The following is a 19,330-nucleotide window of genomic DNA, read 5'->3' as shown; positions in this document are numbered from 1 at the left end:
AACCCCTCTTGGATGCCGCTTCCGCTGCATTCCATTTCACCGTTTCATCCGCAGAAAGGTTGATGCTTTGCCGCAGTGGGCGCCACGCGTTAGCCCCACCCCCTTGTGGGGAGGGGTTGGGGAGGGGTCTTCATTGATATGATTTACGAAGCCGGCTTCCCCAGCGCCTTTTCCATCGCTGGGAACAAACCTTCCTTCAGGCTGATGTCGTCGAAGGGGCCGACGCGCTTGTAGAGGATCGTGCCGTCGGGGCCGACAAGATAACTTTCTGGAATGCCGTAGACACCCCAGTCGATCGCCGCCTTGCCGTTCGGGTCGATGCCGATCGCCTGAAAGGGGTTGCCGAGTTCGCCGAGGAAACGCAGGGCGTTGTCGCTCTGGTCCTTGTAATTGATAGCAACGATGTTCAGCCGTCCGTCTTTCGCCAGTTCTTTCAAAACCGGATGCTCGTCCCGGCAGGGAATGCACCAGGAGGCGAAGACATTGACAAGGGTGAGCTTGCCCTTGATTGCCGCATCGGTCAGCGCCGGCAGGTTCGCGCCGTCGAGCGGCGGAAGGTTTAGCGCCGGCGCCTTGGTGCCGATCAGGGCGGAGGGGATTTCAGCGATATTCTTGCCGTGGAAATCCTGGTCATAGAGCATCTTTGCGGCCGTTGCCGCGATACCGCCGAAGACGATCAGCGGCAGAAGCGCCAGAGCGTAGTGACCGAGCCGGCGCGGTTTGGCGGTCGTCGTTTCGGGGGCTTCGCTCATTCGCCGCCCTTCGCGCGTGCCGAGCGGCGGCGGATGCCCGCGGCTTCGAGGAATGCGAGTTCGCGGCGGCGCGCCCGGCCGTCGGCCCAGGTCCAGAGCGTGACGGCGACCGTCACGAGGGCAGCGAAACCATAGGAGGCGTAGACATAGAAGGCGTGCGTCATGGCCTATTCCTCGCGGCTGGCCATGCGGGCGGCGAGACGGCGCTGGGCGGCGATGCGGCGGCGCCAGATCTCGTTCCTCATCGCCATGATATGCAGGGTGAAGAACAGCAGCGTGAAGGCGATCGCCATGACGAAGAGCGGCCGCAGGAATTCCGGATCGATCGCCGGGCCATCGAGGCGCAACACGCTTGCCGACTGATGCAGCGTATTCCACCATTCCACCGAGAACTTGATGATCGGAATGTTGACGAAGCCGACGAGGATGAGCACCGCGGAAACGCGCGCGGCCTTCGACGGGTCATCGATGGCGCGGCTGAGTGCAATCAGCCCGAGATACATCAGGAAGAGAATGAAGACGGAGGTCAGCCGCGCATCCCAGACCCACCAGGTGCCCCACATCGGCTTGCCCCAGAGCGAGCCGGTGACGAGCGCAAGCAAGGTGAAGGCGGCGCCGAGCGGCGCTGCTGATTTGGCCGAGACGTCGGCGAGAGGATGGCGCCAGACCAGGGTGCCGATCGCCGAAAGGCTCATGATCGTGTAGCACATCATCGACAGCCAGGCTGCGGGCACATGGATATACATGATGCGGACCGTCTCGCCCTGCTGGTAGTCACCCTCGGTCGAGAAGCTGAGATAGAGGCCAACCGCGAAACAGAGGGCGGTAATGCCGGCCAGCCAGGGAATGACGCGCGCCGCCAGCGCCAGAAACCGCGTCGGGTTGGCGAGATCGCTGAATTTGCTGATGGCAAGGCTCGTTTGGCTCATGTCCGCTTCCTTACCTTGATCCGGCTTTTCCCGCAATCGAATGGCTGGTCAATCCGCCGTGTTTCGTAGCGCCAGCGCCGCCGCCGCCGGGCCGATGACCGCGAAGAACAGTGTCAGCGCGATCAGGATGAGGAAAGGCGGCAGAAACGGCGCGGGATCCTCGACCGCGGCATAGGTGGCGCTGACGCCGAAGATCAGCACCGGGATGGTCAGCGGCAGCACCAGGATCGAGACCAGCAGGCTGCCGCGGGGTAGCGCCACGGCGACTGCGGCGCCGACGGCGCCGATGAAGGTGATGGCCGGCGATCCGACAAGCAGCGTCAACGCGGTCGCGCCGATCGCCGTCTCATCCATATTCATGAAGAGGCCGAGCAGCGGCGAGGCGATCACCAGCGGCAGGCTGGTCGCCGTCCAGTGGGCGAAGCATTTGACCAGCACGGTGAGGACGAGCGGCGTGTCCTGCATCAGCATCAGGTCGAGCGATCCGTCGTCGCGCTCGGCCTGGAACAGGCGGTCGAGGCCGAGAAGCGCGGCAAGCAGTGCGCCGATCCAGACGATGGCGGGGCCGATGCGGGAGAGCAGCTTGAGATCGGGACCGACGCCGAAGGGGATGACGGCGACGACGGTGAGGAAGAACAGCACGCCGATCAGCGCGCCACCGCCGGCGCGGATCGAGAGTTTGAGATCGCGGAGGAAGAGGGCGGTCATGCGGCAGATTTTTCCTTGGCGGGTGCAGAAGACCCATTTCCATCGGCGGAGGAAAACCCCTCCCCAACCCCTCCCCACAAGGGGGAGGGACTAAACCGCGGCTGCCGATCACGCTCTAAAGCCATGCTTCCGCAATCGAATAGGCTGCTTTTTATCTGAGACCGTGCGGCAACGTAGCCCCTCCCCCTTGTGGGGAGGGGTTGGGGAGGGGTCTTGGCATCACATGCCAGTGGATTACCCCAAACCATCACCCCCACACTCCCTGATCCACGCCGGCAAAACCGGTCATCTGCAACTCCTGCGCATTCTTCAACCCCAGCGGCTGATGTGTTGCCGCCAGCACGATGCCGCCTTTTGCTCGATGCGCTTCGATCAATCCTGCCAACAGCCGCTCGGCGCTGGCATCCAGTGCCGCTGTCGGTTCGTCGAGGATCCAGACGGGGCGGTGGGCGACGAGCAGCTTGGCGAAGGCGAAACGGCGCTGCTGGCCGGCGGAGAGATAACCGAAGGGAAGATGGGTGATTTCTGAGAGGCCGACGGCCTCGGCGGCGTCCTCGACGGATAGGCCGCTATTGCCGAGAAAGCGGCGCCAGAAATCGAGGTTCTCTGCAACCGTAAGTTCATTCTTCATTGCATTTCGATGGCCAAGGTAGTGGCCGACTTCGCCGGGATGACGGTCTTCGCCGCTCTCTTCGTCGCGAAATATGACGGTGCCCTTTTCCGGCCTCAGGAGGCCGGCAACAACACGCAGTAAAGTGGACTTTCCCGATCCATTTCTGCCGGTCAGAATGAGCGCCTCGCCTGCCGCCAAGTGAAAGGAAATATTAGCAAAAATTAAATCCTCACCCCGCCTTGCGGCCAGATTTTCGGCGGTGAGATGCATGCGTCGGCTCTTTCTTCGTTTCGCTGGCGGAGGGCTCAAAAAATCTCCGATTTTGACCGTGCTCGGGTATGGCAAGTTTTTAGGAAATTATCTATAAGACCCGCAACCACGCCAGCGGTCGGCGTGAATTTCATCCTTGCGCCGAACTTGGAGCGTCTGTTCCACGTGCGGACAGCGGAAATGGCCGTACCCGCATCCTGATGTGCATTAAGTGCATAGGCGTTCGCACGACTGTGTTGGCTATCAGAAACGGGGTCTCTCGTGTCTAAATCTCTTGACAGTTTCAATTGTCGTTCCACGCTTTCCGTGAACGGGAAAGACTATGTCTATTACAGCCTGCCCAAGGCTGAGGCAAACGGTCTGGCCGGCGTCTCGAAGCTTCCCTATTCGATGAAGGTGCTGCTCGAAAACCTGCTGCGCTTCGAAGACGGCCAATCGGTCACCAAGGAGCACATCCTGGCCGTTGCCGCATGGCTGAACAATAAGGGCGCGGTCGAAAACGAAATCGCCTATCGCCCGGCGCGCGTGCTGATGCAGGACTTCACCGGCGTACCGGCGGTCGTCGATCTTGCCGCGATGCGCGACGCGATGGTGTCGCTCGGCGGCGATCCCGAGAAGATCAACCCGCTCGTTCCCGTTGATCTCGTCATCGACCACTCGGTTATCGTCGACGAATTCGGTACGCCGCAGGCTTTCGCCAAAAACGTCGAGCTGGAATACCAGCGCAACGGCGAGCGCTACCGCTTTCTGAAATGGGGCCAGCAGGCCTTCAAGAATTTCCGCGTCGTGCCTCCCGGCACCGGCATCTGTCATCAGGTCAATCTCGAATATCTCGGCCAGACCGTCTGGACCAAGGAAGAGGACGGCGAGACGATCGCCTATCCGGATACTTGCGTCGGCACCGACAGCCACACGACGATGATCAACGGCCTCGGCGTTCTCGGCTGGGGTGTCGGCGGGATCGAAGCTGAGGCGGCGATGCTCGGCCAGCCGGTCTCGATGCTGCTGCCCGAAGTCATCGGCTTCAAGCTGACCGGCAAGCTCAAGGAAGGCGTCACGGCGACCGACCTCGTTCTCACCGTCGTGCAGATGCTGCGCAAGAAGGGCGTCGTTTCAAAATTCGTCGAATTCTTCGGCCCCGGCATGGACAATATGCCGCTTGCCGACCGCGCGACGATCGGCAATATGGGCCCGGAATACGGCGCCACCTGCGGCTTCTTCCCGGTCGACGGCGAAACCATCAACTACCTCACCATGTCCGGCCGCACGCATGACCGGATTGCGCTGGTCGAAGCCTATTCGAAGGCGCAGGGCATGTGGCGTGACGGCGACGGTTCCGAGCTCGTCTTCACCGACACGCTGGAACTCGACCTCGGCGACGTCGTGCCGTCGATGGCCGGCCCGAAGCGTCCGGAAGGCCGTATCGCACTTGAGAATATCGCTTCCGGTTTCGCCGGCTCGATGGATGCCGACTACAAGAAGCCCGGCCAGCTCAACAACCGCTACGCGGTCGAAGGCACGGATTTCGATCTCGGCCATGGCGACGTGGCGATCGCCGCCATCACCTCCTGCACCAACACCTCGAACCCGTCGGTGCTGATCGCTGCCGGCCTTCTCGCCCGCAACGCCGTTGCCAAGGGCCTGAAGACCAAGCCGTGGGTGAAGACTTCGCTGGCGCCGGGATCGCAGGTCGTCGGCGAATATCTCGCCAAGTCGGGCCTGCAGGCCGATCTCGACAAGCTCGGCTTCAACCTCGTCGGCTTCGGCTGCACCACCTGCATCGGCAATTCCGGCCCGCTGCCGGCGCCGATCTCGAAGACCATCAACGACAAGGGCCTGATCGTTTCGGGCGTGCTCTCCGGCAACCGCAACTTCGAAGGCCGTATTTCGCCCGACGTACAGGCGAACTATCTGGCTTCGCCGCCGCTGGTCGTTGCCTATGCGCTTGCCGGCACGGTGCAGACGGATCTGACCAAGGAGCCGATCGGTGAAGACCAGAACGGCAACCCGGTCTACCTCAAGGATATCTGGCCGACATCGCACGAGGTGCAGGAGTTCATCCAGAAATACGTGACCCGCGAGCTTTACGAGAGCAAGTATGCCGACGTCTTCAAGGGCGACGTCAACTGGCAGGCCGTTCAGGTTCCCCCGGGCCAGACCTATGCCTGGGACGACGATTCGACCTATGTGCAGAACCCGCCCTACTTCGTCGGCATGGGCAAGAAGGGCACCGGCGTCTCCGACATCAAGGGCGCCCGCGTCCTCGGCCTGTTCGGCGACAAGATCACCACCGACCACATCTCTCCGGCCGGTTCGATCAAGGCGGCATCGCCGGCCGGCGCCTATCTGCTCGGCCATGAGGTCGCCGTTGCCGACTTCAACCAGTACGGCACGCGCCGCGGCAACCATGAAGTGATGATGCGCGGCACCTTTGCCAATATCCGCATCCGCAACCACATGCTCGGCCCGAACGGCAAGGAAGGTGGTTACACCATCCACTATCCGTCGAAGGAAGAGACCTCGATCTACGACGCCGCCATGCAGTACAAGGCCGAAGGCGTGCCGCTGGTGATCTTCGCCGGTGTCGAATATGGCAACGGCTCCTCGCGCGACTGGGCTGCCAAGGGCACCAACCTGCTCGGCGTCAAGGCTGTCGTCGCCCAGTCCTTCGAGCGTATCCATCGCTCAAACCTGGTCGGCATGGGTGTCATCCCCTTCGTCTTCGAAGAGGGCACGACCTGGCAGAGCCTCGGCCTCAAGGGCGACGAACTCGTCACCATCGAAGGCCTCGACAAGATCAAGCCGCGCGAGAAGAAGATCGCCAGGATCACCTATAGCGACGGCACCGTGAAGGAAGTTCCGCTGCTGTCGCGCGTCGATACGCTCGACGAGGTGGTCTACCTCAACAATGGCGGCATCCTGCAGACGGTTCTGCGCGACCTCGCTGCCTGATTGTTAATAGCCTCGTATGATAATGGCCGCCGGAGAGCAATTTCCGGCGGTTTTTCTTTGCGGGCGACGGTTTCGAGGGGCTCACGATGATTTGTCTTCCACGCCTTCCGGTCGCGCTGCGTCTCACCCCTTCGTGATTTTTCGTTTGGACCCGGAAGGATTATTCGTACGTTCATATGTCAGAGCCTTCGGTTCAAACACCGCCGGCGCTGAAAAAGAGGTGCAGGTGAATGTCCCCCCGTTTCTTGATTCCGCTGATCGCCGGTGTTGCTCTCGCAAGCTCGTTGCATGCCGAAGACGGCACGCCGAAAGGTGTCGTCGAACTCTTCACGGCGCAGGGCTGCTCCTCCTGTCCTCCCGCTGACGCCGCTTTCCGCAAACTGGTGAGCCAGGGCGATGTCATCGCGCTCGCCTATCATGTCGATTACTGGAACTATCTCGGCTGGGCCGATACGCTGAGCTCCAAGGAAAACACCGAGCGGCAGTATGGCTATGCCAGGACGATGGGCCGCAGCAACGTGTATACGCCGCAGGCGATCGTTAACGGGCGCGGCCATCTGGCCGGCGCCGATCTCAGCGGCATCAACAGCAAGATCGACACCTATAGCGGTGAAGGCAACGGGCTGACCGTTCCGATCAGCGCGTCGATGCGCGGCGACGAGTTGGAGATCAAGATCGGCGCGGGACAGGGCAAAGCCAATGTGGTGATGGTCTATTTCGACAAGGAAAAGACGATCGAGGTCGAAAAAGGCGAGAACAGCGGAAAGAAGCTGTCCTATCTGCACAGCGTCACCAATGTCGAAACGGTCGGCATGTGGGACGGCAAGGCGACCAGTCTGACACTGCCGGCCAGCGTCCTGCAGCGGCCGCAGCTCGAGGGCTGCGCGATCCTGCTGCAATCGGCGACCGATAACGGCGATCCGGCTGCGATCCTTGGCGCGACAGTGGTGATGGCTGGAAAAAATATCTGAGATTTCATCCGCTTGCGGATGAAGTACCGGGCGGCCCGGCTGAGCGTATTCGGGGCTGGGGTTAAGGTCGATACGCTCCGCCGGGCCCTTTGGCGCGCTGGCGCCAAACCGGGATTGATAATTCTCCTGCAAATGAGGCGCTGTTTTGACTGAAATGCGGCGCTGCCGAGAAAGCGACAGCGCTGTCAGGCGCGGCCGAATGTAACGGTCGGTGCTCTTGCAATTTGCGGCGGCTCGGGCACACTGTCACCCACCTGTCACATGCAGAGGCCTTGGAGACTGAATGACAGATCAGCCGGATTTACGACACGGCGAAAGCCGTTCCGTCGACAATAGTTCTTCAGTCGTCGTCGATCTCAGGGAATACAAGCAGAGCAAGGACCCGCTTCCGGTGACCTTTCATCGGCGCGAACTGGATGCGATCCTTTGGATCTACGGCCGTATGGTCGGTGATGGCGAATGGCGCGACTACGCCATCGATCACCTGAAGGACAGGGCGGTCTTCTCCGTCTTCAAACGCTCCGGTGAAATGCCGCTCTTCCGCATCGAGAAAAATCCCAAACTCGCCGCCAAACAGGGCGCCTATTCGGTGATCAACGTCCACGGCACCATCCTGAAGCGCGGTCACGAGTTGAACCAGGTGCTGAAGGTGTTCGACAAGGCGCTGAAGCTGGTCGACAAGTAGGCCCTATCAGCCGTTAGAGCGTCGCGCGTCTAACAAGACTCGCTGAAGGCGCTCTAACACTTTGAATTTACGCATAATCCTTTCCGAAAATCGATTCTGATTTTTCGGGGTTATGCGCTAAACAGCGTGCCGGGGTAGGCGGAGGGATCCGGATCGGTCGTCATGCCCTCGCCGAGGGTGCGCTGCATGAGCATCGTATCCAGCCAGCGGCCATGTTTGTAGCCGGCGCCCCTCATCAGACCGACCTCCACGAAGCCCGCCTTGAGATGAAGTGCGATCGAGGCGGGGCTGGCGCCGCCGATGACGGCGATCATCTGACGAAAGCCAAGACCTGTGCAGCGGTCGATGAGCTCGGTCATCAGCGCTTTGCCGATGCCGCGGCCGCGGGCTTCGGGCGCCAGATAGATCGAATCTTCGACCATCCACCGATAGGCCGGGCGGACGCGAAAGGCCGAGGCATAGGCATAGCCGAGCAGGCCTCCATCCGCACCGGTTGCGGCGATATAGGGATATTGCTGGCCGACGATCGCCAAAAAACGCTGCGCCATCTCGGCCTCGGATGGCGGCGTGATCTCGTAGCTCGACGTGCCGTTCAGGACGGATTCCCGGTAGATACCGGTAATGGCGGGAATATCGGCTTCAGAGCCATCGCGCAGAAGAAAGGACATTTCGGCGGCGGGTCCATAGGAGGGCAAGGCTCTCCTAAAACCATCCCAGGAAAATCAGCGCAACAAAAAAGGCGGCCGAAGCCGCCTTTTCGATCTCAGTCTGCCTGCTTATTTGCGGTTGCCCATGAACTGCAGCAGGAACATGAAGAGGTTGATGAAGTCGAGATAGAGCGTCAGCGCACCCATGATCGCCTTGCGACCGGCCACGGCAACGTCATCGGCTTCCAGGTACAATTCCTTGATCCGCTGCGTGTCGTAGGCGGTGAGGCCGGCAAAGATCAGAACGCCGATCACCGAGATCGCAAACTGCATGGCCGACGAAGCCAGGAAGATGTTGACGATCGAAGCGATGATCAGGCCGAAAAGACCCATGATCAGGAACGAGCCCATCGCCGACAGGTCACGCTTCGTGGTGTAGCCGTAAAGCGACAGCGCGCCGAAGGAGGCGGCGGTGACGAAGAAGGTCTGGACGACGCTCTGGCCGGTGTAGACCAGGAAGATCGACGAGAGCGACAGGCCGACCAGTGCGGCATAGACCCAGAAGGTCGTCTGTGCGGCGGCCACGCTCATGCTATTGATGCGGAAGCTCAGGAAGAACACGGCCGCAAGCGGCGCAAGGATGACGACCCAGCGCAAGGGCGACTGGAACAGGAGCACGCCGAACTGGGTGAGCTGGCCGTCCTGAACAGCGAAGTTGAATCCGAGATAGGCGGCCACACCGGTGATCGCCAGACCCAGCGCCATCAGGTTGTAAACCTTGACCATATAAGCGCGCAGGCCTTGATCAATCATCTCGCCGGTCTGAGCGCGGCTTTGATAGTTACGAAGGTCAGCCATAGTTTCCTCTTACAAGCTCCGATGGAGATACGGTGTCGGGGTTTTCGACCCGGGCGCCGCTGCGGAGCTCCAGCATGCCTGCAGACAATATGAGGCTTTCGCCCTTTGCAAACAAGAGGCTTGCAAAGGCCGGGCCGGTTAAATCGCCGTAAGGTGAAGGGTTTGAGCGCCGTTCTCCGGTCAAAGCTCGCGCAGGACGGGCGCGGCATTCTGCCCGAGGATGCGCCAGGTGCCGATGAGGCCGATGCCGACGGTGAGGACGAGCGCGGTCAATAGCGTCAGTCCTGCGACATCGGGCAGGAAGGTCGAGGGCAGTCGCATGATGCGGGCGACGATGAACCAAGCGGCAACGCTGCCGGCGATCAGCGCGAAAATGGCGGTCGCCAGCCCAAGGATCAGATATTCGTAGCTGAAGGCGCGAATCAGCATGGCGCGGGTGGCGCCGAGCGTCTTCAGCACCACTGCATCATGGGTGCGCGCCCGGTTTCCGGCGGCAAGCGCCCCGGCAAGGACGAGGATCGAGGCGATGAGGGCGACGGAGGCGGCGGCGCGGATTGCGGTCGCAAGCTGCGCAACCAGCTGGTTGACGATGTCGATCGCGTCCTTGACGCGGACGCTGGTGATCGTCGGATAGGTGTTGGTGACGGATTTCAGGATCGCCGCATCTTCGGCCGGCGTCGAGGAGGGATCGGTCAGCGTCGCCAGCCACGCATGCGGGGCGCCGCGGAAGGTGTTCGGCGAGAAGACCATGACGAAATTGATCGACAGCGATTCCCATTGGACGCGGCGCAGATTGGCGATCTTCGCGGTGATATTGCGGCCGAGCACGTTGACGGTGACCTTGTCGCCGATCTTCAGGCCGAGTTCATGCGCTTCTTCCGAGGAGAAGGAGACGAGCGGTTCGCCGCTGTAATCCTTGTCCCACCAACCGCCCTCGGTGAGAGCGGCATTCTCAGGCAGGGTGTCGGCGTAGGTGATGCCGCGATCGCCGTTCAGCACCCAGCGGCCGGCGGCCGGCACGTTCATCTTGCTGACGTCCTCGCCGTTGAAGGCAACGATCCGGCCGCGCAGCATCGGCACTTCCATCAGCTTGCCCTTCGGCGCCTGCGCCTTGACGAGATCACGGAAAGCATCGACCTCGGCGCTCTGGATATCGACGAAGAAGAAGTTCGGTGCGCCCTCGTTCATGCGGCCCGTCAGTTGCTGGCGCAGATTGCCGTCGATCAGGGTCAGCGTCACCAGCAATGCCAGGCCGAGGCCGAGCGAGAGCACGACCGAGGGCGTCAGGGCGCCGGGACGGTGGATGTTGCCGATCGCAAGCCGCAATGCCGGCGAGTTCACCCGCGGACTGCGGCGCGCAAGCCAGGCGATCGCAGCTGCGACGAGGCGCAGCACGACGAAGGCGAAAACGATCGCACCGACGAAGACGACAGCGATGAAGCGGTCATAGGCGGTGAGGACGGCAAGGCCGGCAAGGGCCGCCATGAAGAGGGTCGCCAGCAGAATATAGGGCCAGGAGGGAAGGTGGCGGGCCTCGAAGCCCTGCTCGCGGAAGAGCGCCGTCGCCGGCACCTCGCGGGCATGGCCGAGCGGCAGGATGGCGAAGGCGAGCGTCGTCAGGATGCCGAACAGCGTCGCCAGCAGCAGGGCGCCGGGATAAAGCGTCGGCGATGTGGAAACCGGCAGGAATTGCGCCAGGAACTGCGCGGCGAAGATCGGCGACAGGGCGCCGATAATAAGACCGATCAGGATGCCGCCAAGCGCGATCATGGCGATCTGGAAAAGATAGATCAGAACGACGACCTGCGCCGGCGCCCCGAGACATTTGAAGGTGGCGATGGTGGTGCGCTTGGAATCGAGGAAGGCGCGCACGGCATTGGCGACGCCGACGCCGCCGACGATCAGGGCGGTGAGGCCGACCAGTGTCAGGAACTGCGAGAAACGCGTGATGTTTTCGGTGAGCGAGGGTGCGGCCCGGTCGCTGGTGCGGACTGCCCAGCCGGCGGAGGGGAATTCCTTGGCGGCGCGCGCCTGGATGCCCGACGTCGCACCCTTATCTTCCAGCCGGATCTTATAGGCATGTTCGACCAGACTTCCGGTCTGGATCAGCCCGGAGGCTTCGAGCGCCCGGCGGCTGACGAGCAGACGCGGCGCAAAGCCGAAACCTTCCGACAGCGCATCCGGCTCGGTTTTCACAGTGCCGGTGATGCTGAGCTTGACATTGCCGAGCAGCAATTCGTCGCCGACCGCAAGACCGAGCCGATCGAGAAGCAGCGGGGCTGCAACCGCGCCATAGGTGCCGCCTTGGCCCGATAGCAGGGCTGCGAGCGGATAATCCGGCTCGGCCAAGAACTTGCCGTAGAGCGGGTAGGCGTCGTCGACGGCCTTGACCTCGACCAGCGCCTGATCGGAACCGTCAGGCTTGCGGGCCATCGAGCGCAGGCCCGTCGACACCGAAACGCTGCCAAGACTTTCGAGGAAGCCCATTTCCTCAGGCGTCGCTTCGCGGTTGTTGAGTTCGAAGCGGACGTCGCCGGCCAGCAGCTCCTGCCCCTGCGAGGCGATCGTATCGGTGATCGACTGCGAAACGGAATTGACGGCGGCAATCGCACCGGTGCCGAGCGCGATGCAGGCGAGGAAAATGTAGAAGCCGCGGATGCCGCCGCGCAGCTCGCGGAGCGCCAGGCGAAAAGCGAGCGAGACGCGCGGCGTGATGATCCTCATGCGATCGCTGCCTCGCTGTGGCGGGTGGCGCTGTCGCCTTCGATCCTGCCGGAACGGACGCGGATCTGGCGCGAGCAGCGGTTTGCCAGCGAGACGTCGTGGGTGACGAGAAGCAGGGTCATGCCGCGTTCGGCCTGCTTGGAAAACAAGAGGTCGGCGATCTGGCGGCCGGTCTCGGTGTCGAGATTGCCTGTGGGTTCATCGGCGATCAGCAGGGCCGGCGACGGGGCAAGCGCCCTGGCGATCGCCACGCGCTGCTGTTCGCCGCCGGAAAGCTGGCCGGGATAGTGGTTCAGCCGTTCACCGAGTCCGACCGATTTCAGCTCGCGATGGGCGATCTCGAAGGCGTTGCCGACATTGGCGAGTTCGAGCGGCACGGCGACGTTTTCCAGCGCCGTCATATTGGCAATCAGGTGGAAGGACTGGAAGACAATGCCGATGTTGCGGCCGCGGAAATCCGCCACCTGATCCTCGCTCAGCGCGTGGAGCGGCGTGTCGTTGATGTTGATCTCGCCGCTGTCGAGCTTCTCCAGCCCGGCGAGCACCATCAGCAGGGTCGACTTGCCGGAACCCGACGGACCGACGATGCCGACGGATTCGCCTGACGCGATATCGAGATCGATGCCCTTCAGCACATGCACGGAAGCGGCCGCACTGCCAAGCGTCAGATCGGCACCCTTCAACTCGATGATGGTTTTAGCCAACAGAAATCGCCCTATATAAATCCATAATCGAATGGCCGCATAACGGCACTTCGCCAATCTAGGGAAGCCAGAATGAGATTTAAAGTTGCCGCGCTTCAATTCACCGTCATTGCCGTCTCACTGTTGTTCGCCGCTGGAGCGAATGCCCGGACGATCAATCTCGTCGGTTTTGGGGACAGTTTGATGGCGGGCTATCAGCTGCCGCCCGGCGACGGCTTTCCGGAAAAGCTGCAGGCAGCGCTGAAAGCGAAGGGGCTCGACGTCACGATCGCCAATGCCGGGGTCTCCGGCGACACGACGACGGCGGGCCTTGCGCGGATCGACTGGTCGGTGCCCGACGGCACCGACGGCGTCATTCTGGAGCTCGGCGCCAACGATGCGCTACGCGGCATTCCGCCTGCGGAAAGCGAGAAGAACCTCGACCAGATGATTGCCCGGCTGAAAGAGCGTGGCATCGCCGTGCTGCTCGTCGGCATGATGGCGCCGCCCAATATGGGCGCGGATTATGCCGCACGCTTCAATCCGATCTACCGGAAGCTTTCGGAAAAACATGGGGTTCCGCTTTATGCCTTCTTCCTCGACGGCGTGGCGCTGGATGCGGGGCTGAAACTTGAGGACGGGATGCATCCCAATACGCAAGGCATCAACGTCATGGTCGGAAAGATGGAAGCCGATGTCACAAATTTCGTCGGAACGATTTCTACTGTGAAGAAATAGGGGCTTGCGCAGTCATTGATTGCATGATTCCGTGTAAGCACCTGCAAAAGATTCGGGGAGTGCTCGTTATGCCGAGACTGTTTACCGCCCTCGAAATTCCGCGCAATGCGGCGATGAGCCTTTCATTGCTGCGCGGTGGCCTCCCCGGAGCACGATGGATCGATGTGGAGAATTACCACATCACCCTGCGCTTTATCGGTGATGTCGACGGCCGCACGGCCGATGAAATCGTAGAACGCCTCGACCGGATCGACCGGCCGGAATTCCAGTTCCGGCTCGAAGGCATCGGTTCCTTCGGCTCGAAGAAGCCGCATTCGGTCTGGGCCGGCGTCTCGCAATCGCCGGAGATGTACGCCCTGCAGGGCGAGATCGAGCGCATCTGCCAGCGCATCGGCCTGCCGCCGGATCCGCGCAAATTTACGCCGCATGTGACGCTGGCACGGCTCAAATCGTCGCGGCTCGACGATGTCGTGCAATATCTGGCCGGACGCGGCAATTTCCACACGTCAACCTTCACAGCGCCGCGCTTCGTGCTGCTGTCGTCGCGCGAATCGGTCGGCGGCGGGCCTTACCTCACCGAGGAAGTGTTCCCTCTCCACGAGGCGCGCTCGGCGCCCAGCGCTTCGAGCAGGCTGCTGCAGCCGGTCAAGAGCCTGGTGTAAACCAGCTCGAAACCTGCCGGGCCGCCATAATAGGGATCGGGAATATTCTCTCCCGTTCCCAGCGCGAGATCGCCGAACAGGCGAAGAGTCGTCTCAGGCGGCGCGATCTTTTCGAGCGCCGCCAAGTTGTCGCGGTCCATTGCCACGATCAGATCGAAATCCTTGAAATCGCTGGAGCGGATTCGGCGGGCACGCTGCCCTGAAATATCGATGCCGTGGCTTTCGGCGGTGGCAATCGAACGCCGGTCGGGCGGCTTGCCTTCATGCCAGCCGCCGGTGCCGGCGGAATCGATGGTGAACTGGCCGGCCAGGTCCGCCTCGGCAACGAGGTAACGAAAAATTCCCTCGGCGAGCGGAGAACGGCATATATTGCCCATGCAAACGAAGAGGATGCTGATGCGTTTCATCGGTAGGCCTGTTGGACAGATGAGAGGACGATCGCATGAAAATGGAAAAACTGGAACGGGCGGCGGTCGAGGCGCAACTGGTCGGGCTTGCCGGCTGGGTGCTCAATGATGCGGCCTCTTCGATATCGAAGACATTCAAGTTTTCAAATTTCATCGAGGCGTTCGGCTTCATGACGGAGGCAGCGATCACGGCCGAGAAGCTCAACCATCATCCCGAATGGTTCAACGTCTATTCAAGGGTAGATGTGACGCTGAACACGCATGATGCGGGGGGACTGACGGAGTTGGATTTCAAGCTGGCCAAAGCCATGGAGAAGGCTGCGGCGCGACGTATCGTTTGAAAGCGAGGCCGATTGAAAGCCCGGCCGCCATCACCATATGTTCGCTTGGACGAAAGGGATGCAGGGATGGATGAGGTCAAATTCGGGGAAATCCTGTTGCCGGGCGACGAGGACACCCAGAGTCGACGGGAGAAGACCGTAAGGCAGAAATTCTGGCCGACATTCCGGCGGGCAGTTCGGCAAATTCCCTTCTCCCGCGATGTGGTCGCCGGTTTCTACTGCGCGCTCGATCCGCAGACGCCGACAAAGGTGCGCGGCGTGCTGCTTGCGGCACTCGCCTATTTCGTCATGCCGATCGACATGATTCCCGATGTTTTCGCCGTCATCGGCTTTTCCGACGACATCGCCGTGCTCTCGGCCGCCTTCGCCATGGTGCGCGGCCATATCCGGCCCGGCCATTACGAGGCAGCCGACCGTGTTCTGGCCGACCGGAGTGAAGAAACGATGAAAACCATCTAGGCGATTTCTCGCTCCAGCACCTTGCGGAGCTTGCCGAAGGCAAGCCGGATACGCGATTTCACCGTACCGAGCGGCAGCCCGGTCGCTTCGGCGATTTCCGAATGCGATTGCCCGAGGAAGAAGGCGGCACGCAGCATGTCGCGCTGCTCCTCCGGCAGTTGGCCGACGGCGGCGCGGATCTTGGCGTCGCGATCGTCATTGGCGATGATTTCCTCCGCGCCGATCTCGGCCGGCGGCTGCAGGGCCGGATCGGTCTCGTCGAAGATGCGGGTGTTGGTGCGGCGCTGCAGGTCGATGCGGCGGTTGCGGGCAATGCGGAAAAGCCAGGTCGAGAGCGAGGATCGGGTGGCATCATAGAGATCCGCCTTGTGCCAGAGCACGATCATGATCTCCTGTACCAGTTCCTCGGCCTCGGCCGATGTCATTTTCTGGCGCATCAGCCACGCCTTCAGCCGGGGTGCGAAATAGTCGAACAGGACGGAAAAGGCCTGCTGGTCGCGATCTCTGGCGACGGCCTTCGCGAGGGCAGCGAAACGCTGTCTTTCCTCGGCATCCATGTCTCCTCACGAGCCCCCTGCGGCAATAATTTCGTACCGTATTTCCAAGTGTTAATGAGGTACAACGGAATTGGGAAAGGTCAAACTCTTGCCTGAATCTTTGTGTCTTAAATTCAGCCGAACGGACGGCCAGTGCCATCGGGTCACGGTGTCGCGGCCGATACCGTCAAAGGGTCGAAAATTGACACTCGAGCTGAAATGACACAGGCAGATACAAATCGCAGCTATTGTTGACCATTTGGTAACCTGAATTAAGTCAAAATAAAGCAGATCGTGATTATGCGGCGCCCGCTATGATCGCTTCGGGCCTTGATCGCAAGAACCGGCAGGAATCCATGTTTGTAAAAAGTATCGTATCCGCTCTCGCACTCACCCTTGTCATGGCCGGAGTTGCGGCAGCGCAGCAGGCCGCGCCGAACCGCATCCAGCAGTTCCAGGCATGGGGCGCCTACTCCTACAAGGCGGGCAGCAGCACCGTCTGCTATGTGCTGTCCGTTCCGACGGCAAAGCAGCCGGCCAGCGTCGACCACGGCGACAACTTCTTCATCGTCTCGCAGCGTCCGGGCCAGAACATCTCCTACGAACCGCAGGCGATGATGGGCTACACGGTGAAGGAAAATTCGAAGATCAACGTCGTCATCGACAACAAGACCTTCGTGATGTTCACCAAGGACAAGGCCGGCTGGGTCGAGAATGCGGCGCAGGAGCCGGCCCTGGTCGCGGCGATGAAGACGGGTCATTCGATGACGGTCAATGCCGTTTCGCGCAAGGGTACCGGCACCTCCTACAGCTATTCGCTCTCGGGCATCTCGGCGGCGCTGAAGCAGATCGAAAGCTGCAAGTAAGCGGTCTTTCCAACCGCAGAGTTTCAGAGGGCCGGCCTTGCGCCGGCCCTCACCATTTCTATCTCTAGTGACGCGCGGCCAAAATGATGCTAAAGCCCGCGCCAACAGCAGGCAGCTCGCGATATCAGTCGCCGCTCCGCCATTCAATTTCTGCCCATGTGCCGCCATGCGCTCGCAAGTCTTCCGGCTTACCCCCTGAAGTCCGCGGGCCCTTAGGGCGGTACATGTTCGAATTCGGGATGATACCAATGTCCGTCATGGATGCGATCACTGTCACCAAGCCACAGGCGCGCACGCCAGCCAGCCTCGAAAAGCCGTCCCTGATCGGGCTGTCGCGCCAGGAAATGGCGGCGGCACTGCGGGAAAAGGGTGTGGCCGAGAAGCAGATCAAGATGCGCGTCGCGCAGCTGTGGAACTGGATCTATGTGCGCGGCGTCTCCGACTTCGACCATATGACCAATGTCGCCAAGGACATGCGGGAGATGCTGAAGCAGCATTTCACCATCGCGCGTCCGGAGATCGTCGAGGAGCAGGTTTCGAACGACGGAACCCGCAAATGGCTGCTGCGTTTTCCCCCGCGCGGCGCAGGCCGCCCGGTCGAGATCGAAGCCGTGTACATTCCGGAAGAGGGCCGCGGCACGCTGTGTATTTCCAGCCAGGTCGGCTGTACTCTTACCTGTTCCTTCTGTCACACCGGGACGCAGCGTCTGGTGCGTAACCTGACGGCCGAAGAGATCCTCTCACAGTTGCTGCTTGCCCGCGACCGGCTTGGCGACTTCCCGGATCGCGAAGCGCCGCAGGGCACGATCATGCCTGCCGAGGGCCGCAAGGTCAGCAATATCGTGATGATGGGCATGGGTGAGCCGCTCTATAATTTCGACGCCGTCAAGCAGGCATTGCTGATCGCCACGGATGGCGACGGCCTGTCGTTGTCGAGGAGGCGCGTGACGCTTTCCACCTCCGGCGTCGTGCCGGAGATTTTCCGCACCGGCGAGGAGATCGGCGTCATGCTGGCGATCTCGCTGCATGCGGTACGCGATGACCTGCGCGACATTCTGGTGCCGATCAATAAGAAGTATCCGCTGAAGGAGCTGATCGAGGCATGCAAGGCCTATCCCGGCCTTTCCAATGCGCGGCGCATCACCTTCGAATATGTGATGCTGAAGGATGTCAATGACAGCCTGGAAGACGCCAAGGGGCTGATCAAGCTCTTGAATGGCGTGCCGGCGAAGATCAATCTCATTCCGTTCAATCCCTGGCCCGGCACCAATTACCAGTGTTCCGACTGGGAGCAGATCGAGAAGTTCGCCGATTTCATCAACTCGGCCGGTTACGCCTCGCCGATCCGCACGCCGCGCGGCCGCGACATTCTTGCGGCCTGCGGCCAGCTGAAATCGGAGTCCGAACGCATGCGCAAGACCGAGCGCCTGGCCTTCGAGGCGATGATGATCGCCAATCACGGCGCCGACGACTGATCAGCAAGTTTGATCCTCGCTACAATTCTCCTGCATTGATTTAAGCATGCGCTTTTCCTAATAGTGCCGCCAAAATCATTCAGGAGGACACCCATGCGCTCGATTTTACTCGCTCTCGCCGCCACTTTAGCGCTTTCCCTGCCCGCGAGGGCTGATAATGTGACGGTCGCCGTGACGGCGATCGTCGAGCATCCGGCGCTGGATGCAGCGCGCAAGGGCGTTCTCGATGCGCTGACGGCCGCCGGCTACAAGGAAGGCGAGAACCTGAAATTCGTGTTCGAGTCGGCGCAAGGCAATCCGGCGACGGCAGCTCAGATCGCCCGCCAGTTCGCCGGCGACGAGCCGAATGTCATCGTGCCGATCTCCACGCCCTCGGCCCAGGCGGTCGTCTCCTCGACGCGCGACATTCCGGTCGTCTTCACCGCGGTGTCCGATCCGCTCGGCGCCCAGCTCGTCAAGAACATGGACAAGCCCGGCGGCAACGTCACCGGCCTTTCCGACATGTCGCCGGTCGCCGAGCACCTCGCGCTGATCAAGGAAATCCTGCCTGAAGTGAAAACCATCGGCTATCTCTACAACTCAGGCGAGGCGAATTCCGTTTCGCTGCTCACCGTGCTGAAGGCCGAAGCCGAAAAGGCCGGCCTGAAGGTTGTGGAATCAGCCGCCACCAAATCGGCCGAGGTCCAGGGTGCGGCCCGCGCCCTCGTTGGCCGTGCCGATGCGATCTATATCCCGACCGACAACACGATCATCTCGGCGCTGGAAGGCGCCGTCGCGGTTGCCGAAGAGAGCAAGCTGCCGCTCTTCACCGCCGATACGGATTCGGTTTCGCGCGGTTCGATCGCCGCCCTCGGCTTCAACTATTACGATGTCGGCAAGCAGACAGGCGACATTGTCGTGCGTGTGCTGAAGGGCGAAAACCCGGGCGATATCGCCGTCAAGACCGCCGCCGGCAGCGATCTCGTCGTCAACAAGGCGGCTGCGGCCAAGATGGGCGTCACCCTGCCGCAGAGCGTACTTTCGCGCGCCAACAAGGTCATTGAATAATCGGCCG

21 protein-coding genes are annotated in these 19,330 nt (G+C 61.4%); 10 read left to right on the top strand and 11 right to left on the bottom strand.

The features are described from left to right. Positions 1-143 precede the first annotated feature (143 nt). The 5 genes from RLEG4DRAFT_RS31650 to ccmA form a co-directional block, all read right to left on the bottom strand. Positions 144-752 carry a DsbE family thiol:disulfide interchange protein gene (locus RLEG4DRAFT_RS31650; protein ID WP_003582924.1) on the bottom strand — a complete coding sequence of 203 codons (609 nt, stop codon included), beginning with the start codon at positions 750-752 and terminating at the stop codon, positions 144-146. Beyond that, positions 749-916: a heme exporter protein CcmD gene (gene ccmD / locus RLEG4DRAFT_RS31645; protein WP_003582922.1), complete on the bottom strand. Its 168-nt coding sequence runs from the start codon at positions 914-916 to the stop codon at positions 749-751. Before ccmD ends, RLEG4DRAFT_RS31650 begins: the two co-directional genes overlap by 4 nt. A 3-nt stretch (positions 917-919) precedes the next feature. Beyond that, positions 920-1,681, bottom strand: a complete 762-nt coding sequence (locus tag RLEG4DRAFT_RS31640) for a heme ABC transporter permease (RefSeq protein WP_003582920.1) — start codon at positions 1,679-1,681, stop codon at positions 920-922. Between the two features lie 48 nt (positions 1,682-1,729). Continuing rightward, positions 1,730-2,389: a heme exporter protein CcmB gene (ccmB, locus tag RLEG4DRAFT_RS31635; RefSeq protein WP_003582918.1), complete on the bottom strand. Its 660-nt coding sequence runs from the start codon at positions 2,387-2,389 to the stop codon at positions 1,730-1,732. Positions 2,390-2,636: 247 nt separating this feature from the next. Further along, complete coding sequence (gene ccmA, locus RLEG4DRAFT_RS31630) at positions 2,637-3,272, bottom strand: heme ABC exporter ATP-binding protein CcmA (RefSeq protein WP_003582916.1); 636 nt, start codon at positions 3,270-3,272, stop codon at positions 2,637-2,639. A gap of 261 nt (positions 3,273-3,533) precedes the next feature. Between ccmA and acnA the strand changes: the two genes are divergently transcribed. The 3 genes from acnA to RLEG4DRAFT_RS31615 all read left to right on the top strand — a co-directional run bounded on the left by acnA (position 3,534) and on the right by RLEG4DRAFT_RS31615 (position 7,880). Then, positions 3,534-6,224, top strand: a complete 2,691-nt coding sequence (gene acnA / locus RLEG4DRAFT_RS31625; RefSeq protein WP_003582914.1) for an aconitate hydratase AcnA — start codon at positions 3,534-3,536, stop codon at positions 6,222-6,224. A gap of 230 nt (positions 6,225-6,454) precedes the next feature. Then, on the top strand, positions 6,455-7,195 hold the full coding sequence (locus tag RLEG4DRAFT_RS31620; protein WP_003582913.1) for a DUF1223 domain-containing protein: 741 nt from the start codon (positions 6,455-6,457) through the stop codon (positions 7,193-7,195). A 283-nt stretch (positions 7,196-7,478) separates the two neighbouring features. Further along, complete coding sequence (locus tag RLEG4DRAFT_RS31615; protein ID WP_003582910.1) at positions 7,479-7,880, top strand: DUF2794 domain-containing protein; 402 nt, start codon at positions 7,479-7,481, stop codon at positions 7,878-7,880. A gap of 110 nt (positions 7,881-7,990) precedes the next feature. On the opposite strand, the gene RLEG4DRAFT_RS31610 is transcribed toward RLEG4DRAFT_RS31615, so the two are convergent. The 4 genes from RLEG4DRAFT_RS31610 to RLEG4DRAFT_RS31595 form a co-directional block, all read right to left on the bottom strand. Beyond that, positions 7,991-8,548, bottom strand: a complete 558-nt coding sequence (locus tag RLEG4DRAFT_RS31610; RefSeq protein ID WP_037094426.1) for a GNAT family N-acetyltransferase — start codon at positions 8,546-8,548, stop codon at positions 7,991-7,993. Positions 8,549-8,656: 108 nt separating this feature from the next. Next, positions 8,657-9,385 carry a Bax inhibitor-1/YccA family protein gene (locus tag RLEG4DRAFT_RS31605; protein ID WP_003582906.1) on the bottom strand — a complete coding sequence of 243 codons (729 nt, stop codon included), beginning with the start codon at positions 9,383-9,385 and terminating at the stop codon, positions 8,657-8,659. Positions 9,386-9,565: 180 nt separating this feature from the next. After that, positions 9,566-12,109 carry an ABC transporter permease gene (locus RLEG4DRAFT_RS31600; protein ID WP_003582903.1) on the bottom strand — a complete coding sequence of 848 codons (2,544 nt, stop codon included), beginning with the start codon at positions 12,107-12,109 and terminating at the stop codon, positions 9,566-9,568. Then, positions 12,106-12,813 carry an ABC transporter ATP-binding protein gene (locus tag RLEG4DRAFT_RS31595; RefSeq protein WP_003582901.1) on the bottom strand — a complete coding sequence of 236 codons (708 nt, stop codon included), beginning with the start codon at positions 12,811-12,813 and terminating at the stop codon, positions 12,106-12,108. Before RLEG4DRAFT_RS31595 ends, RLEG4DRAFT_RS31600 begins: the two co-directional genes overlap by 4 nt. Before the next feature lie 72 nt (positions 12,814-12,885). On the opposite strand from RLEG4DRAFT_RS31595, the gene RLEG4DRAFT_RS31590 reads away from it, so the two are divergent. Next, positions 12,886-13,530, top strand: a complete 645-nt coding sequence (locus tag RLEG4DRAFT_RS31590) for an arylesterase (RefSeq protein ID WP_003582899.1) — start codon at positions 12,886-12,888, stop codon at positions 13,528-13,530. A gap of 68 nt (positions 13,531-13,598) precedes the next feature. Continuing rightward, the gene (thpR, locus tag RLEG4DRAFT_RS31585) at positions 13,599-14,192 is read left to right on the top strand and encodes an RNA 2',3'-cyclic phosphodiesterase (protein WP_003582897.1); all 594 of its coding nucleotides are present in this window, start codon (positions 13,599-13,601) and stop codon (positions 14,190-14,192) included. On the opposite strand, the gene RLEG4DRAFT_RS39485 is transcribed toward thpR, so the two are convergent. Beyond that, positions 14,099-14,599, bottom strand: coding sequence for a low molecular weight protein-tyrosine-phosphatase (locus RLEG4DRAFT_RS39485; protein ID WP_003582896.1), 501 nt, complete (start codon positions 14,597-14,599; stop codon positions 14,099-14,101). The genes thpR and RLEG4DRAFT_RS39485 overlap by 94 nt on opposite strands. A gap of 35 nt (positions 14,600-14,634) precedes the next feature. On the opposite strand from RLEG4DRAFT_RS39485, the gene RLEG4DRAFT_RS31575 reads away from it, so the two are divergent. Further along, positions 14,635-14,940, top strand: coding sequence for a 4a-hydroxytetrahydrobiopterin dehydratase (locus RLEG4DRAFT_RS31575; RefSeq protein WP_003582894.1), 306 nt, complete (start codon positions 14,635-14,637; stop codon positions 14,938-14,940). Positions 14,941-15,006: 66 nt separating this feature from the next. After that, the gene (locus RLEG4DRAFT_RS31570; protein WP_003582891.1) at positions 15,007-15,399 is read left to right on the top strand and encodes a YkvA family protein; all 393 of its coding nucleotides are present in this window, start codon (positions 15,007-15,009) and stop codon (positions 15,397-15,399) included. Here RLEG4DRAFT_RS31570 and RLEG4DRAFT_RS31565 read toward each other — a convergent pair. Next, positions 15,396-15,956, bottom strand: a complete 561-nt coding sequence (locus RLEG4DRAFT_RS31565) for a sigma-70 family RNA polymerase sigma factor (protein WP_003582889.1) — start codon at positions 15,954-15,956, stop codon at positions 15,396-15,398. The two genes, RLEG4DRAFT_RS31570 and RLEG4DRAFT_RS31565, sit on opposite strands and share 4 nt — an antisense overlap. 335 nt (positions 15,957-16,291) lie before the next feature. On the opposite strand from RLEG4DRAFT_RS31565, the gene RLEG4DRAFT_RS31560 reads away from it, so the two are divergent. The 3 genes from RLEG4DRAFT_RS31560 to RLEG4DRAFT_RS31550 all read left to right on the top strand — a co-directional run bounded on the left by RLEG4DRAFT_RS31560 (position 16,292) and on the right by RLEG4DRAFT_RS31550 (position 19,323). After that, a complete protein-coding gene (locus RLEG4DRAFT_RS31560) occupies positions 16,292-16,801 on the top strand; it encodes an invasion associated locus B family protein (protein WP_003582887.1) in 510 nt (169 codons plus the stop codon). 248 nt (positions 16,802-17,049) lie between these two features. Beyond that, on the top strand, positions 17,050-18,276 hold the full coding sequence (gene rlmN / locus RLEG4DRAFT_RS31555; protein ID WP_037094947.1) for a 23S rRNA (adenine(2503)-C(2))-methyltransferase RlmN: 1,227 nt from the start codon (positions 17,050-17,052) through the stop codon (positions 18,274-18,276). A 93-nt stretch (positions 18,277-18,369) separates the two neighbouring features. Continuing rightward, the gene (locus tag RLEG4DRAFT_RS31550) at positions 18,370-19,323 is read left to right on the top strand and encodes an ABC transporter substrate-binding protein (protein WP_003582884.1); all 954 of its coding nucleotides are present in this window, start codon (positions 18,370-18,372) and stop codon (positions 19,321-19,323) included. The last annotated feature ends 7 nt before the right edge of the window (positions 19,324-19,330 follow it).

The sequence above is a fragment of the Rhizobium leguminosarum bv. trifolii WSM2297 genome, from assembly GCF_000271845.1.
The sequence above is the reverse complement of the archived record's forward strand: the minus strand, read 5'-3'. Positions and strand labels throughout refer to the sequence as shown.

What these genes read in the sequence shown, in the direction of transcription:
- RLEG4DRAFT_RS31565 (WP_003582889.1), bottom strand. Translation starts at nt 15,956, where the DNA reads ATGGATGCCGAGGAAAGACAGCGTTTCGCTGCCCTCGCGAAGGCCGTC.
- RLEG4DRAFT_RS31550 (WP_003582884.1), top strand. Translation starts at nt 18,370, where the DNA reads ATGCGCTCGATTTTACTCGCTCTCGCCGCCACTTTAGCGCTTTCCCTG.
- RLEG4DRAFT_RS31610 (WP_037094426.1), bottom strand. Translation starts at nt 8,548, where the DNA reads ATGTCCTTTCTTCTGCGCGATGGCTCTGAAGCCGATATTCCCGCCATT.
- thpR (WP_003582897.1), top strand. Translation starts at nt 13,599, where the DNA reads ATGCCGAGACTGTTTACCGCCCTCGAAATTCCGCGCAATGCGGCGATG.
- RLEG4DRAFT_RS31620 (WP_003582913.1), top strand. Translation starts at nt 6,455, where the DNA reads ATGTCCCCCCGTTTCTTGATTCCGCTGATCGCCGGTGTTGCTCTCGCA.
- RLEG4DRAFT_RS31640 (WP_003582920.1), bottom strand. Translation starts at nt 1,681, where the DNA reads ATGAGCCAAACGAGCCTTGCCATCAGCAAATTCAGCGATCTCGCCAAC.
- RLEG4DRAFT_RS31605 (WP_003582906.1), bottom strand. Translation starts at nt 9,385, where the DNA reads ATGGCTGACCTTCGTAACTATCAAAGCCGCGCTCAGACCGGCGAGATG.
- RLEG4DRAFT_RS31650 (WP_003582924.1), bottom strand. Translation starts at nt 752, where the DNA reads ATGAGCGAAGCCCCCGAAACGACGACCGCCAAACCGCGCCGGCTCGGT.
- RLEG4DRAFT_RS31590 (WP_003582899.1), top strand. Translation starts at nt 12,886, where the DNA reads ATGAGATTTAAAGTTGCCGCGCTTCAATTCACCGTCATTGCCGTCTCA.
- ccmD (WP_003582922.1), bottom strand. Translation starts at nt 916, where the DNA reads ATGACGCACGCCTTCTATGTCTACGCCTCCTATGGTTTCGCTGCCCTC.
- ccmB (WP_003582918.1), bottom strand. Translation starts at nt 2,389, where the DNA reads ATGACCGCCCTCTTCCTCCGCGATCTCAAACTCTCGATCCGCGCCGGC.
- RLEG4DRAFT_RS31615 (WP_003582910.1), top strand. Translation starts at nt 7,479, where the DNA reads ATGACAGATCAGCCGGATTTACGACACGGCGAAAGCCGTTCCGTCGAC.
- RLEG4DRAFT_RS31570 (WP_003582891.1), top strand. Translation starts at nt 15,007, where the DNA reads ATGGATGAGGTCAAATTCGGGGAAATCCTGTTGCCGGGCGACGAGGAC.
- RLEG4DRAFT_RS31575 (WP_003582894.1), top strand. Translation starts at nt 14,635, where the DNA reads ATGAAAATGGAAAAACTGGAACGGGCGGCGGTCGAGGCGCAACTGGTC.
- rlmN (WP_037094947.1), top strand. Translation starts at nt 17,050, where the DNA reads ATGTCCGTCATGGATGCGATCACTGTCACCAAGCCACAGGCGCGCACG.
- ccmA (WP_003582916.1), bottom strand. Translation starts at nt 3,272, where the DNA reads ATGCATCTCACCGCCGAAAATCTGGCCGCAAGGCGGGGTGAGGATTTA.
- RLEG4DRAFT_RS31560 (WP_003582887.1), top strand. Translation starts at nt 16,292, where the DNA reads ATGTTTGTAAAAAGTATCGTATCCGCTCTCGCACTCACCCTTGTCATG.
- RLEG4DRAFT_RS31600 (WP_003582903.1), bottom strand. Translation starts at nt 12,109, where the DNA reads ATGAGGATCATCACGCCGCGCGTCTCGCTCGCTTTTCGCCTGGCGCTC.
- RLEG4DRAFT_RS39485 (WP_003582896.1), bottom strand. Translation starts at nt 14,599, where the DNA reads ATGAAACGCATCAGCATCCTCTTCGTTTGCATGGGCAATATATGCCGT.